Source organism: Rhodohalobacter sp. 8-1 (assembly GCF_038150125.1).
Taxonomy (GTDB): domain Bacteria; phylum Bacteroidota; class Rhodothermia; order Balneolales; family Balneolaceae; genus SW132.
Map to the genome: position 1 here is coordinate 16,774 of NZ_JBBVMF010000024.1, position 13,931 is coordinate 30,704.

A 13,931-nucleotide genomic window follows, 5' to 3' on the forward strand; every position below is an offset into this window, starting at 1 on the left:
TTTGATTTTATTTATACCTTTTGAAATTTATAAATCGCCCTGCGAGAGATTGCCGGGCGATTTTTTTATGTTAAACCGATATGGATACACTTGCCCTCACAATGAAAGTTCGGCAGAAAGCCAGGGAACTTGGGTTTTACGCCTGTGGCTTTTCACGTGCCCAACAGCTGGATGCTGAAGCGCGCCGGCTTGAGCAGTGGCTGAATGAAGGGCGCCACGGAACTATGGGCTGGATGGAGAGAAATTTTGACAAACGAATCGATCCCACCAAGTTAGTCCCCGGTTCAAAAAGTGTGGTTAGCGTAATTGCAAGCTATCGTTATGAAGAAAACGAATTGGCAGACAGAAAAGCTGATCATCCAAAAATTGCTAAGTATGCCCGCGGACGCGATTACCATAAAACGTTTAAGGGGATGCTAAAAAAACTTTTCAACTTCACGAAAGAGATCAACGGCGGCATCAACGGACGGTTTTTCGTTGACTCTGCACCGGTAATGGATAAAGCCTGGGTGGAGCGGTCGGGCTTGGGCTGGATGGGAAAGAACGGAAACATGCTGAACAAGGAGCTTGGCTCGTGGTTCTTAATCGGCGAAATGATTGTGGATATCCCGTTTGTATACGATACACCGGTGAGTGATCATTGCGGGTCCTGCACGCGCTGCCTGGATGCATGCCCTACGAATGCAATTTACGAGCCCTATAAAATTGACGCTGAAAAGTGCATCTCCTACCTTACCATAGAGCTGAAAGACAGAATACCTGACGAATTGAAAAAGGATCTCGGGGAGTGGGCATTTGGCTGTGATATATGCCAGGATGTGTGCCCTTGGAACCGCAAAGCCGCCTATAGCTCAATTGAGGATTTTAAACCACGCCCTCAAATAATTTCACCGCCAGATCAAAAATCATGGAGTAATATTGACCAGGATCTGTTTGATGATCTCTTTGAAGGTTCTGCGGTTCGCCGTGCCACGCATAAATGGTTTACACGTAATGCCGAAATTGCTGAAAAAAATATTCGTGTAAAAGATTAAACCTACAGATATGTAGGCAAACTATTCATTTCTATGGTCGTAAACTCGTCGCAATAACAAGCTGTATCAGTCGAAACGCATCCACCTGCAAAACAGTTGTATAACTGAACTTCAATTAATATAAAGAGGATAACGATGCTTGACAAATTAGGTTATTTAGCGGCAGGGCTTGGATTTACATCAATTGCAGCCAGCATTGCTGCGTGGTATACAGAAAAAACTGAAGATGAGGAAGAAAATGCTCATGCTGAGAGAACCGGTATTTTTATCGGTCTCTGGCCACAGACATTTTTCGCTCTTGCCACCATTCTTTTTAAACTCAAAGAAATGGGCCATGACAAAGATGTTGAGCGCATTATTAAACGCCTTGAGACAAAAATGAATGAGTTAGGTAAAAAATAAGCATAAATATACTTTATTGTCTCAATAAGCCTTTGGCTGCGGTGCAGCCAAAGGTTTTTTTATGTTTGTCATGTATCTTCACCAGTATCTTCAGAGTTAATACCATCTGCTTTTTTCTTTTTACCGTCCTTCTCATTACCCACCCGTTCGGAAAAATCACTCATTTTTTCAGCAAGAACGCTTTTCCTCGATTTATATTCATCTGGTACAGTTCCCATCAGAAAGCCAATAGGTTTCAATGAGTCCACCTCATCAAAAATCACTTTTAAAATGGCCCCCATTGGTATGATCAAAATCATACCAATAATTCCCCAGATTTGAGCCCCTATAAATAGCAACAATAGTGCAATAAATGCATTGATACTCACCTTATTACCTACAATAATCGGTGTAAAGATATTCCCTTCCATCATTTGGATCACATAAAAGCCTGCCATAATTATGACCGGAATGAGCAGAGAATCCATCGTAAACAGTGAGTACAGCACTGGCAAAACAGCTCCAAACAGCGGGCCCACAAACGGGATGACATTGAGCATTGCAGCAAACGTTCCAAAAAAGACCGCATGTTCAATACCGATTATCAAAAGCATAGTTGAGTTTAGAACGGCAAGAATAAAAATTACGGCAATAATTCCGGTCAGATATCCCTGAACAACTATTTTTACTTTATCAATGATTAGTTTTGTTGTACCGGATTCAACTTCACCTCTGCTCCCAAATAATCTCATAAAAAACTGCTTCAGAAAATCTCTGTAAAGTAGCATAAAAAACATTAATACGGGTACAAGAAAGATAGATGTTAACGCCGAAGCAGCACCGGCTAAACCGCTGGTCAGCGTTGAGGTATTCTCTCTAATGATGTTCTGAATAGAATCGAGAATCATTTGAAAATCTATGATTTGCTCTATACCAAACCAGGATTCAAGGAATGCCTGAACATTGCCGGCAATCTCTTCAAACCGTTCTCGAAAAATGTCTGTGTCACCTGCAAAATCTGTAAGCTGCGAGTAGAAAAAGAAGCCGATCCCAAATAGAACCAGTAGGCCGCTGATGATAGCAATCGGTACCGATAAATATCGCGGGATTTTATACCGCTCCATTAAGCCGCAAAACGGCGAGAGAAGAATTGAGAAAAATAGTGAAAAGAGCAGCGGCTGAATCAATGATTTTGCCACGATCATTGCATACACCGTCAACATTATTGCTGCTAAAATATAGGTGTATGTAGCAACCCACGATTGATTTTTATTCATAGTTATAATGGGGTAACGCCGGTAGTATCAAAAACGGCGCTGGTATTTGTATTTTATTGGTTTCAAAACATCGTCCAGGCCATTTGTTTTAATCTCGTACATTGTTGCGAGATACTGCCCCAGTTTACCGGATGGAAAGCCTTGCCGCTGAAACCACTCAAGGTAGTGCACCGGAAGGTCAGTAACATACCGTCCTACGTACTGTCCGAACGGCATTTTGAACTGTACCATCTGAATTAAAAAATTCCGGTCAAATCCATCATGAGATTTATAATCATTCATTGAAGTACACCATCATAAAATGATATTTAATAATTTTTCAGATATTTTTCCTTTTTGGTGTAAGCAGTCCAACAATCGTGACAAAAATTACAGATCCAATGATCGACCAGATGACCGGAAATTCACTTCCTCCAATCTCTACGCTAAACAGCTCCGGCATGTTCAGCTGTACACTAATCCATGACCCAAACATCGCACCCACAAATCCTAAAACGATTGATACAATACAGCCGCCTCGACTGTATCCTGCAATTGATTGTCCGATAGAGCCGCATATTCCAGCGATAAAAAGCAATAAAAGAAATTCAAGTAATGTCATATCTCTAACAATTTATATGTGAATAATTAATTTTTGAGTCACTTACGTATTTAATCTCCCATCACCACACCTTCTCTTCGCGGATCTGCTCCGCCAAAGTAGCCGTTTTCGATTTTTTGGATGGCCTGTAAACCACTTGTAAGTTCACTAACCGTTATGTCGTGCCCCATTGCCTTGAGAGCTTCGATCAACTCTTGCGGAAAACGATTGTCTTCAATAATCACCGGGCCGTTGTAAGCAGCAAAATTGGGTAAATTTATTGCCTCCTGTGCATTTAAATTCCAGTCCAGCATTCCTGTAATTGCCTTGGCTGTGTAGTGAATGATTGCCGCCCCACCGGGAGACCCAACACTGGCCACAAAATCGCCGGTTTCAGCATCAAAAATAAGTGATGGACTCATGCTTGATCGTGGTTGTTTATTAGGTTCTACCCTGTTGGCAATCGGGCGCCCTTCATCATCCAACGGTGTACGAGAGAAATCGGTCAGTTCATTGTTTAAATGAAAACCACCTGGCAGCCCGGTGCCCCCGTCTGACATGATCCGGCTGCCAAATCCCTGTTCAATAGTTGTGGTCATGGAAACTGCCTGGCCGTATGGATCAACAATACTAATATGCGATGTTCCTTTTTCGGGCTGCTCGGGATGAATTCCCCAAAAAGCTGTTCCTTCACCCGGATCACCGGCAGTTGCTTCTCCCATACTCATATCGGTTATCAGCTCCGACCGTTTTGCAAGGTAACTTGAGTCCAGCAGACTTTGCCAGCTGTTTGCGGGCGGATCCACAAATTCAGGATCGCCGATGTAGAGTGCCCTGTCGGCAAAGGTCAGTTTTGATGACTCAAAATAGGTGTGCATCCAGTCAGTTGTGGGCAGCGAATCGCTGAAAGCCATGAAGTTATGGTCGACCTCATATTGCTCTATAATTCCCAGAATTTGCATCACGGCGATATGGCCTGATGATGGCGGCGGCATTCCGCAAATTGTGTACGATTTCCAATCATTACACATCATCTGAACCGTAAAAGATTGATCTGGGTAGTTCATGATATCTTCGACAGTCATCGTTCCCGGACGCTCATGAGATTGTACTCTATTGGCTATATCCTGAGCAACATTACTGTTATAAAATCCATCCGCCCCCTGATCTGCAACATTTCTAAGGATCTCAGCCAAAGCAGGGTTTCGCAGTGTTGTTCCGACAGAAAGCGCGTCGCCATTTTCATCATAATAAATATCTCGTGCGATAGGGTCGTCACGCAGCGATTGGTCGGCCTCCAGTAGTCCGTGAAGTCTCGGGCTGATGTTAAAACCCTCCTCTGCCAGGGTGATCGCCGGCGTAAAAAGATCACTCCAATCAAGGCGTCCATGATTTTTATGTGCCTCGTCAAGCATGGCAATTGTTCCCGGAATGCCCACCGCCATTCCGCTTCTTACAGATTCAGCGAACGATAGAAGCTCACCATCTTCTCTAAAAAACATTTTTCCATCAGCTCCGGCTGGTGCCTGCTCGCGACCGTTGTAGGCAAATTTCTCACCGTCATCATATGTGAGTAAAAATGCGCCGCCACCGATGCCGCTCGACTGCGGCTCCACCAGCGTCAGGACCATCTGCACGGCAATAGCCGCATCAACAGCTGAGCCACCAGCTTTTATAATTTGATACCCTGCATCTGTGGCGAGCGGATTCGCGGCCGCCACCGCGAATTCCGATGTTTGCCATCCAGGCTTTTCGGTATAGCCTGTCGAAAGTTCCGGTTGTTGTGGAATGGCATAGTCTACTGCTGATGGCGTGCGTTCTTCGCAGCCTGTAAATAAAATCAGCAGTACGATGAATAGGGCAGCTAAGAAGAGAAAATGTTTTTTGTGCATTTTTGGCAATGAAAGAGTAAATAATTAAAATATTTCCCGGAATTTAACTCACAGTAAATCACTGATCTCAAGCTATTTATACACCAGGACTTTTCATGACTCCTCTGAAAATACATGATCAGACTCTGTTTGTCATAGTATTTTTTATTCTTTTTTAACTCTCATCAAACTACACATCTACCCCGTACGCGCACTCCAAAGCCAGCCTTAATATCTGTGATCATCCGTCGTTAGGTCTAATTATTCACCCACATAACCCGCCTCATCCTGCAGTGCCTCCATCGCGGCCGCGAGGTACACAAACGGCGCATTCCAGTTGATGGTGATTTCATTTGAAGCGTAGGAACACCAGTCGTCAATATAGGAAAGCGCCGGCTGGTCTGATGGATAGATGCACTCGTCTTGTTGCCCTCGGTTCGGGCCACCTGCAATCAAACCGGGAACAGGTTCGCGAAGTCCCCCCCTCCGACGGCCGATGGTGAATATTGAGCGGTGGTTTTGATCCGTAACCAGTCAAAAACGAATAGCCGGTGGCATTGCGCCCCAGCAGATAATCGAGATTTGTATGTGCATAATGAAGGTGTTGTGTGTCACCGGTCAATTGATAGGCGTACAAAAGCGCGATCGCCTGGTTACCTGCATGGCCCGAACTTCCCCAGTGATAGTTGCCTGCATCGCGGTCCATCACGGTTCCATAGCCCGTCTCAGAAACATTCTCTATCAATCTGTCAGCCATATCTAAAATCAACTGGTTTGCCTTTTCTACATTATCTGACGCATCTTCCGGCAATGATTCCCCCAAACGACTCAGTGTATAGTAAGCCAGGGTTTGAACATTTCCCCAGTTTGGAACGGAGGTTTCGTCCGAAGGAAACAGATCTACCTGATCCAAATACTGACGATCTTTTGTGGTGGCATAAAGCTCCGCCGCCGCCCAGATAAATTCATCGGAGGCATCGCCATCTCCATAGGCACCCGTTAGAATATCAGGATCGAACCGCTCGTTCATAGCGTTTTGATCGTATAGCTGATCAGGATTCTCAAGCGCCCATTGCCACGCCATTTTTGATGCTACCAGTGTGGAATCTGCTAGCCCGGGTACTACATCATCAAACTCAGATAAAATCCTGGATGCCTGTGCCATGACCGCCGCAAAATTCACTGTGGCTGTTACGCTTTTTTGAATAACATAGCGTGTTTCTTTTGCCTCAACCGGCATGATTTTGCCTGAGAAATTAGCCGTTGTCAGTTTGTGATAGACACCGCCGTCAGCCGGATCCTGCATATTGAGAAACCACCTTAGATTCCAAAGGTTTTCATTCAGCACATCAGGTAGCCCATTGCCCGATTCCGGGATATTGACATTAAACCCTGATATATATTCCGGATAATCTTCATAAAGGGAAAAAAGAGTTGCCATAGAAATTCCCGAATTCACCGAATACTTATTATAGTCGCCCGCATCATACCAGCCTCTTGGAGCAGATATCACAGAATTTGCTGGCCGTTCTGATGTAGCCGCAGACGGATGAACAACAACCAGCCTATCCGGATGACCTGCCGGCCTCGCCCACTTACCACCGAACTCGTAAGGAATCCCAGTTGATGCACGCTGATGATAATATCCCTTCAGCCCGGCTTTGGCAGCATCTTCGTAAATATTTGGCGAAACTGTAAATTGATAAGAGTAGCCCAGTTTCGTAATCCAGACAATATATGTTCCCGTTTCACTGAAATCTGAAAAATCGGCAATACGAACACGCTCACCTGAGTTTGGAGAATCACGAATCGGACTCAGCTGGCCGGAGTATAGCGTGTCTGAAAAATCGGGAGTGAGTACATAAAACAGATCCGGCTCTCCTTCCGTCACAACAGCTTGTTTCGGGCTGTGTGGATAATAACCAACCTGGTTCAAATGAATGGATTCCGATAAATGCTGACTGAGTCCATTGGAAATGCCAAGTAGTACAATTAAAAAAGCTGCGGCTGTTCTCATCGTTTTCTGCCTGAATAATTTTAATTTCATATGTTATTCGGTTGTTACTCAATCATTACCATGAAAGTTAAGATAGTATAGGCCTGATGGATCATTTATTCAATTTGGTTTATTAATCATTGATCACTCCCAATATTCCTGCAGCCTGCAAGCTTTATCTTAACATATTTCAATATTATACGTACTGTGTCAGGATGAATAACTTAAAATATTTAGACATGACATCTGCGATACGAACCGGCATATTCTTGCTCATTATATTTGCCCTGCCCTCCCTGCTGTTTGCGAATGAGTACACAATTCCCACAATCGATGTAGACGTCAGGGTCACTGACGACGGACGTGTACAGATCACAGAGCATCGCACATATGTATTTAACGGAGACTTTAGCTGGGCAGATTACAGTCTTCCAAAAGATGGGTTTACAGAGATAGAATCGATATCAGTTTCTGAAAATGGCACTGCCTACATCAACCAAAATACAGACGAAACCGGCACCTTTTCGGTTTCTGAAAGTGATAATGCGTTTATCATTAAATGGAACTATGACGCGTCTGATACAACCCGCACATTCACTCTTTCTTACACATTAAACGGGGCGGTTGCGATAGGGCCGGATTGGAGTGAGTTTTTCTGGAATTACCTTTCAGCGAGCAGGGAAAAATCAACCGACACATTTAACCTGGCCTTTCGCCTTCCAGGAACTCTTTCACAGGACTCTCTATATACTTTTACCCGAAGTGAGGCAGACAATTTTGACTTTACCTACATCTCAAACGGGTATGATATATCAGGTGAGTCCATTTCAAGACGTCAATCAGCCCGTATACGCACTCTGTTTCCCACTTCTTTGTTTGATGCAGAGAGCGTTAGCATAACCCACCCTAATCTTCAGCTCGAATCGGTTCTAGCAGATGAAGAAGCCTATCGTGAAGCTTGAAGAAAACAGGCAGAGTGGGATGCCTATGCCGAATCCATCACACCGGCTGCCACGATAATTTTATGCCTGCTTAGCCTGCTCGTCTTTGTAACCTTATATCGAAAATTTGGTAAGAGATATTCCACCTCTTCACTCTCTACAAGGGAAACCCTCGTCATTCCGGGTCAGCAGCCTCCGGCTATAATCGGCCGCCTGATGACAGCCCGGCAAACATCATCTAATCATCTGATAGCAACTTTGTTCAACTTATCACGCCGGGGATGGTTCACGATCACAGAAGAAAAGTCAGATAAGGAAGGTTGGTTTTCATCTGAAGAAACCAAATACAGAGTGGAGATGCCGGATCGGGAAAAAGAACCTGGTGACACCTTGAAAAAACATGAAGAGATGGTAATTGATTTTTCAAAACAGCGAATATCTGAAGGCAACGATACATTTGATGAGCTATTTAAAGGGACTGATAGCGACGTTTCAAAGTGGTATAGAAAATGGGTAAAACAGGTAAAACAGGAGTTTGAAGATAAGAACTGGATCGACAAGAGCAGCTATACCGGTGTGATAATTAACTTTTTATTCCAATGCATTCTCCTTATCGCATCCGTTGTACTCCTGGTGAATGGGTCACCCGTAGCACTCATTGCATTGTCCTTCACGGTACTTGCAAACATCAGCTCATTATTCATCATCCGGCGGACGCGTGAAGGTGAAGAAATTTATTCCAAATGGAAGGCTTATGCCGATGGCTTGAAGAATGCAGACAAACGCACCATCAGAATGGAGATGCTCGACAGGCATTTTATCTATGCCACGGCACTCCATCTTAGTAAAAATCAGATCGAAACGCTGCTCGATTCCACCACTGAGCCTGCCAACATGGTAATCCCGTGGATTATTCTCACGCATGGATCTACCGCAAATGCTGCATCGGTCGCTTCATCAATTTCAACTCTTGCTGCAAGTGGAACCTCTTCTTTTACAGGGTCCACGGCAGGTGGCACCGGGGCTACGGTAGGAACTGCTGGCGGAGGCGCTTCCGGTGGAGCAGGCTAAAGAAAAGCTCGGCGACTGGGCGTAAATTTAATATCCTGTTCTCTTCGTCACTAAACTCACTTCAACATTTAACGGTCACATTCCGATTTCCGCAATACAGTACTGTTGTTAACCCGAATTTTAGTTTAGTAATAAAAAAACCGCCGGTTTACCGACGGTTTTTTAAGAATCGTAATAATGTGCCTCTAAGGGTAAGTATTATTAAACAATCGAGAGATTGTCTTTTACCCGTATGACCCCGCTTGTGTATAATGCGGCATCATAGGCAGCTCGCCAGGCTCTCATATTACTTACAACACCGTTCAATACGGCTTCCCCATCGTGCACTTCAACATCTACATCATTCACATCTACATTCACATTCCGGTCAATGCTGTCAATAATGTTTTGTGCAACTGCCTGATCAGTAATGTCTTCCGGTGATGCAACAGCAAGTTTGCTAATCACATCCACTACCCCCAGGTGATTCCATGCAATTTCCTCAGCAATATGTTTCTTCCATAGCGAGTCTACAGTACCTTCAAGGCTAACGACCCCATTTTCAACGGAAACGTTAATTTCCGACTCATCCACGTCCGGATCCCAAGAAAGTGAGTTTTCAACATTAGAAGTAATATCGAGGTCAGAAGGTACCGTTGCTTCCGCTGTTTTATGGCGAATGGAGAGGCTGTTAACCACATCCATAACTCCCGGTACGTTCCATGCATTGTCACTTGCGGCATTTTTTGCCCGCCGGGAAGGTACTTCCCCTGTCAAGGTTACCACTCCATCGTTAACCGCAACGCTTATATCATAACTGGAGACTCGGCTATCGGAAATTAATTCATTTTCAACATCTTCCCTGATAAGAGCATCTGTTCTTGTCTCTGTTTCCGATTCAGGAATAGTGGAGGTTGTAGCTCCTGTTTCGGGTTCTAATTCCTCTGTAGCCGTTTCAATTGACAGATTGTCTTCAATACTCTTTATACCACTGGTATAAAAAGCTGCATCATACGCAAAACGCCATGCGTCAACATCAAATACACTGCCGGTTAGTGTCGCAACTCCGTTAGTTACTTCAACGTCAATATTACCGATATCCACATTTCTGTTCCGATCTATGCTTTCAACAATATTTCGGGCGGCGGCTTCATCGGAAATGTCTTCTGTTGGAGTGACCGCCAGCTTGTTTTTCACATCAACGACTCCCGTCTGGCTCCAGGACTTATCTTCAGCCATCTGTTTTTTCCAAAGAGAATCTACCGTTCCCTCTAGTGTAACGCTCCCCTTGTCAACTGTTACGTTGACGTCTGCTGCATCCACATCCGGATCCCACGACAGAGAACTTTCAATATTTGCAGCGATATCCACATCCGATGGCACTATTTCTTCTACAGGCTCATAGCGAACGGATAGATTATTAATCACATGAACGACTCCCGGTACTGTCCAGGCATTACCACTTGCAGCGTTTTTTGCGCGATATGAAGTTACATCTCCTGTCAATGTTACAACTCCATCATCCACAATCACGTTAACATCGTAGTTGGAAACCCTGGTATCTGCTCTTAGCTGGTTTTCTATATCTTCCCTGATCAGAGCATCTGCCCGAGTTGATCTTCTTGTTTCGATTTCTGCTGTTGCTGTTGGATTAATTCTTGATGTTGGCATAAGTTCCTCTTTTGAATTGTTATTCTATTCTCCTTTTCTTGATTGGATATTGAAGAAAATTCTGTGCTGAATTATTCTTATCTCTATCCTCTCTCACTAAAAAAATAAATCTCAACAGAAGATCGTTCAGAGTTCATAGCTGAAAAAGTTAAAAAATCAGCTCTCTTCCTGTTTGGTGCTATATAGCTACCAAATATTATTGAGATTATTTGATTCGATTTGTCTAATTGCTCATCCATTTTGAGCAATCTATATTAATGTTCAAGGGATCTGGAAAAACTAAGTTAGCCAACCTGAATTTTTCACCAAGGAATTTTTTCTTCGGAAAGCAAAGTAACATGGCCGCAAAAACGTCCGGCGGCTGACGGACCTTGAGCAGGCCATTTCAGCTTTCGCCAACGGCATGCCTTCGAAACAAAGCCTTCTTTAAGTCGCCAAACTTTGCCCGGATCAATGCAGATAAGCCTCATCTGCTTTTTTGAACAGATTGAAGGGTGTCAGGAAATCGATTAATCCCAACGCTCTGTTTACAGACTTTCATAAATAGCTGCAGTTGTCTGATTTCTTAGCTCTTACAAAAAGCTTCCGGCAACATTGCGCTATTAATTGAATACGATATCCTCTAAATCAAGTAAGCTCTCTACCAACTTTTAACAGCAACTCTTTGGTGGCAATGATGCCTTCAGTTTCGCTTAACCCCGACCCTTCATATTCAATCCCAACATGGCCGGTGTATCCGGCATCCTTTACAATTTGAAGTAATCGAGTATAGTCGAGATTAGATTCGCGTCCGCTATCATCGAAAGCGTGTGTTTTGGCACTCACTCCTTTCGCATACGGCATCAGTTCTTCAACACCTTTATAATTGTCATATGTTTCACCGTTACCTATTGTAAAATTACCGAAATCGGGAAGCGTACCACAGTTAGACATATCCACCATTTCAATAGTATTTGCGAGCCATTCGCCATTGCTGGAAAGCCCACCATGGTTTTCAACTACCACATTGATCTCCTCTCCTGCTGCATACTCACTCAGATTTCGAAGTCCATCAGCACTGCGCTGCATCTGTTCTTCATAGCTTCCTGAACTCGCGGCGTTTACACGAATGGTGTGACATCCCAAAAACTTGGCCATATGTACCCATTTATAGTGGTTTTCAACAGCCTGCTGTCTGGCACTTTCATCAGGATCACCAAGATTTCCCTCTGCATCCACCATAATCAGCACGCTTTCAACACCTTCATTATCTGCCACGTTTTTGAGTTCATTCAGATAGGATTCATTTTCGGCTTTATCAAAATAGAAGGTGTTCACATATTCTACCGCACCTATATCAAATTGCTGACGGGCCATTTTTGCAAAATTAAGCGGATCTGCATCACCACGAAGAACATCTTCCGGGTTGTTTTGTAAAGCATTGCCAAAAAACTCCCAGCCCTGCTCCAGCGCATCTCCAAAAAATGTTCTGTGAAGTGACCACTGGGCAAGTGAGATATCAAAGAAAAGTTCATTTGATTGGCTTGATGCACAACCGGTAAATCCTAATGGAGCTGAAAAAAGGGCTGCACCGCCCAGTGCGGAATATCCCATTCGAGAAAGAAATGTTTTACGGTTCATAATGTTGTGTCTTTAAAGGGTTGATAAGGATTACATTAAAATAAGAGAATAATTGTAAAGGGAAACAGAAGGCTGATGTCTTCATGATCACCACCTGAAATCGTAACATTTTTTCCGAACTGAAATCGTTATATTCAAGTTATATTAAACAGTGTACACTGACGTTATTTAAATAAAAAAGCGCTTTTATGGAAACTCAGGAAAAGCTCGATAAATTTCAGCAACGTATCGATAATGGTGAAACGATTGAACCGAAAGACTGGATGCCTGAACGGTATCGAAAACAGCTGATCCGTATGATGAGCCAGCACGGCCATTCCGAAATTGTAGGTATGCTTCCCGAGGGCAACTGGATTACACGGGCCCCTTCCCTAAAAAGAAAAATGGTTCTTTTAGCAAAAGTACAGGATGAAGCTGGTCATGGGCTCTACCTTTACAGTGGAACGGAAACACTTGGAGTTAAGCGGCAGGAGTTAATTGAAGATTACATCTACGGAAATGCAAAATATTCAAGCATTTTCAATTACCCTACCCTTACCTATGCTGATATTTGTGTGATCGGGTGGCTGGTGGACGGCGCCGCAATTATCAATCAAACCATGCTGGCTAAAAGTTCTTACGGACCTTATGCCCGGGCAAACCTGAGGATTTGTAAAGAAGAAAGTTTTCACAAGAAACAAGGGTACGAAATGCTGGCGAAAATGGCGGACGGTTCAGCAGAACAAAGGAAAATGGCCCAGGACGCTGTCAACCGATGGTGGTGGCCTACGCTGATGATGTTCGGCCCGCACGACACCGACTCCCCAAACAGTGCCGAATTGATCAAGTGGGGTGTAAAAACCAAGACAAATGATGAACTTCGCCAGAGTTTTGTAGACCGCTCAGTTATGGAAGCAGAAGCGATTGGCCTTAAACTGCCGGATCCGGATCTTACTTATAATGAAGAAACCGGTCACTGGGAGTTTGGGGAAATTCCATGGGACGAGTTCTGGAGCGTGGTAAAAGGTGACGGCCCGATGAACCGTGAGCGCATAAAAGCCCGAAAAAAAGCCTATGAAGAAGGCGAATGGGTTCGGGAAGCCGCCATGGAATATGCCCGAAAAAAGAAGCTAAAAGACGAAAAAGCATCCTGATTGGCTGATTTTTCAAAGAGAATTTCATATTAAAATAGCTGACTATACTGAATTCAGAAAGAATTTATGAGTAATAAACAATCCAATACAGAGTGGCCGCTTTGGGAAGTTTTTTATCAACCTAAAGATGGAAAACCGTTTGAACATGCTGGTAATGTGCATGCTCCCGATGCAGAAATGGCCCTGCAAAATGCTCGTGATACATACGCGAGACGGAATGAAGGAATCAGCATCTGGGTCGTTCCATCAGATCAGATCACGGCATCAACTCCCGAAGACCAGGGACCTTTTTTTGATCCGGCAAACGACAAGCCCTATCGACATCCACAATTTTACAGCGTACCAAGAGTCGTAAAAAAGAGAAAATAATCCTGGAT

12 protein-coding genes and 1 pseudogene are annotated in these 13,931 nt (G+C 43.9%); 6 read left to right on the forward strand and 7 right to left on the reverse strand.

The window, feature by feature from the left end:
- Nucleotides 1–80: 80 nt before the first annotated feature.
- On the forward strand, nucleotides 81–1,034 hold the full coding sequence (gene queG, locus AABW11_RS17455) for a tRNA epoxyqueuosine(34) reductase QueG (RefSeq protein WP_340106436.1): 954 nt from the start codon (nucleotides 81–83) through the stop codon (nucleotides 1,032–1,034).
- Between the two features lie 135 nt (nucleotides 1,035–1,169).
- Entirely contained in the window at nucleotides 1,170–1,436 is a 267-nt protein-coding gene (locus tag AABW11_RS17460) for a hypothetical protein (protein ID WP_340106437.1), read from the forward strand.
- Between the two features lie 68 nt (nucleotides 1,437–1,504).
- On the opposite strand, the gene AABW11_RS17465 is transcribed toward AABW11_RS17460, so the two are convergent.
- The 5 genes and pseudogenes from AABW11_RS17465 to AABW11_RS17485 all read right to left on the reverse strand — a co-directional run bounded on the left by AABW11_RS17465 (nucleotide 1,505) and on the right by AABW11_RS17485 (nucleotide 7,190).
- The gene (locus AABW11_RS17465; protein ID WP_340106439.1) at nucleotides 1,505–2,692 is read right to left on the reverse strand and encodes an AI-2E family transporter; all 1,188 of its coding nucleotides are present in this window, start codon (nucleotides 2,690–2,692) and stop codon (nucleotides 1,505–1,507) included.
- Between the two features lie 27 nt (nucleotides 2,693–2,719).
- Nucleotides 2,720–2,974, reverse strand: coding sequence for a DUF3820 family protein (locus AABW11_RS17470; protein ID WP_340106441.1), 255 nt, complete (start codon nucleotides 2,972–2,974; stop codon nucleotides 2,720–2,722).
- A gap of 37 nt (nucleotides 2,975–3,011) precedes the next feature.
- Nucleotides 3,012–3,293 carry a GlsB/YeaQ/YmgE family stress response membrane protein gene (locus AABW11_RS17475; protein WP_340106443.1) on the reverse strand — a complete coding sequence of 94 codons (282 nt, stop codon included), beginning with the start codon at nucleotides 3,291–3,293 and terminating at the stop codon, nucleotides 3,012–3,014.
- 50 nt (nucleotides 3,294–3,343) lie between these two features.
- Complete coding sequence (gene ggt, locus AABW11_RS17480; protein WP_340106445.1) at nucleotides 3,344–5,164, reverse strand: gamma-glutamyltransferase; 1,821 nt, start codon at nucleotides 5,162–5,164, stop codon at nucleotides 3,344–3,346.
- Nucleotides 5,165–5,404: 240 nt separating this feature from the next.
- Nucleotides 5,405–7,190: pseudogene (locus tag AABW11_RS17485) on the reverse strand (glycoside hydrolase family 9 protein).
- A gap of 188 nt (nucleotides 7,191–7,378) precedes the next feature.
- Here AABW11_RS17485 and AABW11_RS17490 point away from each other — a divergent pair.
- Nucleotides 7,379–8,101 (forward strand): DUF2207 domain-containing protein, encoded by a 723-nt coding sequence (locus AABW11_RS17490; protein ID WP_340106449.1) that lies wholly within the window; start codon nucleotides 7,379–7,381, stop codon nucleotides 8,099–8,101.
- Nucleotides 8,102–8,257: 156 nt separating this feature from the next.
- Entirely contained in the window at nucleotides 8,258–9,151 is an 894-nt protein-coding gene (locus tag AABW11_RS17495) for a DUF2207 family protein (protein ID WP_340106539.1), read from the forward strand.
- Between the two features lie 201 nt (nucleotides 9,152–9,352).
- Here the strand turns inward: AABW11_RS17495 and AABW11_RS17500 are convergent, their stop codons facing one another.
- Entirely contained in the window at nucleotides 9,353–10,801 is a 1,449-nt protein-coding gene (locus tag AABW11_RS17500; RefSeq protein ID WP_340106451.1) for a BON domain-containing protein, read from the reverse strand.
- A 627-nt stretch (nucleotides 10,802–11,428) separates the two neighbouring features.
- Entirely contained in the window at nucleotides 11,429–12,421 is a 993-nt protein-coding gene (locus tag AABW11_RS17505; protein WP_340106453.1) for a sugar phosphate isomerase/epimerase family protein, read from the reverse strand.
- Nucleotides 12,422–12,609: 188 nt separating this feature from the next.
- Here AABW11_RS17505 and paaA point away from each other — a divergent pair, with 188 nt between their 5' ends.
- Both paaA and paaB read left to right on the forward strand, forming a co-directional pair.
- Nucleotides 12,610–13,554 carry a 1,2-phenylacetyl-CoA epoxidase subunit PaaA gene (paaA, locus tag AABW11_RS17510; RefSeq protein ID WP_340106455.1) on the forward strand — a complete coding sequence of 315 codons (945 nt, stop codon included), beginning with the start codon at nucleotides 12,610–12,612 and terminating at the stop codon, nucleotides 13,552–13,554.
- A 66-nt stretch (nucleotides 13,555–13,620) separates the two neighbouring features.
- Nucleotides 13,621–13,923 carry a 1,2-phenylacetyl-CoA epoxidase subunit PaaB gene (gene paaB, locus AABW11_RS17515; protein WP_340106457.1) on the forward strand — a complete coding sequence of 101 codons (303 nt, stop codon included), beginning with the start codon at nucleotides 13,621–13,623 and terminating at the stop codon, nucleotides 13,921–13,923.
- Nucleotides 13,924–13,931: the final 8 nt, after the last annotated feature.

Excerpts from the sequence above, each read along its gene's own strand:
- queG (WP_340106436.1), top strand. The coding sequence starts at position 81 with ATGGATACACTTGCCCTCACAATGAAAGTTCGGCAGAAAGCCAGGGAA.
- ggt (WP_340106445.1), bottom strand. The coding sequence starts at position 5,164 with ATGCACAAAAAACATTTTCTCTTCTTAGCTGCCCTATTCATCGTACTG.
- AABW11_RS17475 (WP_340106443.1), bottom strand. The coding sequence starts at position 3,293 with ATGACATTACTTGAATTTCTTTTATTGCTTTTTATCGCTGGAATATGC.
- AABW11_RS17465 (WP_340106439.1), bottom strand. The coding sequence starts at position 2,692 with ATGAATAAAAATCAATCGTGGGTTGCTACATACACCTATATTTTAGCA.
- AABW11_RS17470 (WP_340106441.1), bottom strand. The coding sequence starts at position 2,974 with ATGAATGATTATAAATCTCATGATGGATTTGACCGGAATTTTTTAATT.
- paaA (WP_340106455.1), top strand. The coding sequence starts at position 12,610 with ATGGAAACTCAGGAAAAGCTCGATAAATTTCAGCAACGTATCGATAAT.
- AABW11_RS17505 (WP_340106453.1), bottom strand. The coding sequence starts at position 12,421 with ATGAACCGTAAAACATTTCTTTCTCGAATGGGATATTCCGCACTGGGC.
- paaB (WP_340106457.1), top strand. The coding sequence starts at position 13,621 with ATGAGTAATAAACAATCCAATACAGAGTGGCCGCTTTGGGAAGTTTTT.
- AABW11_RS17460 (WP_340106437.1), top strand. The coding sequence starts at position 1,170 with ATGCTTGACAAATTAGGTTATTTAGCGGCAGGGCTTGGATTTACATCA.
- AABW11_RS17490 (WP_340106449.1), top strand. The coding sequence starts at position 7,379 with ATGACATCTGCGATACGAACCGGCATATTCTTGCTCATTATATTTGCC.
- AABW11_RS17500 (WP_340106451.1), bottom strand. The coding sequence starts at position 10,801 with ATGCCAACATCAAGAATTAATCCAACAGCAACAGCAGAAATCGAAACA.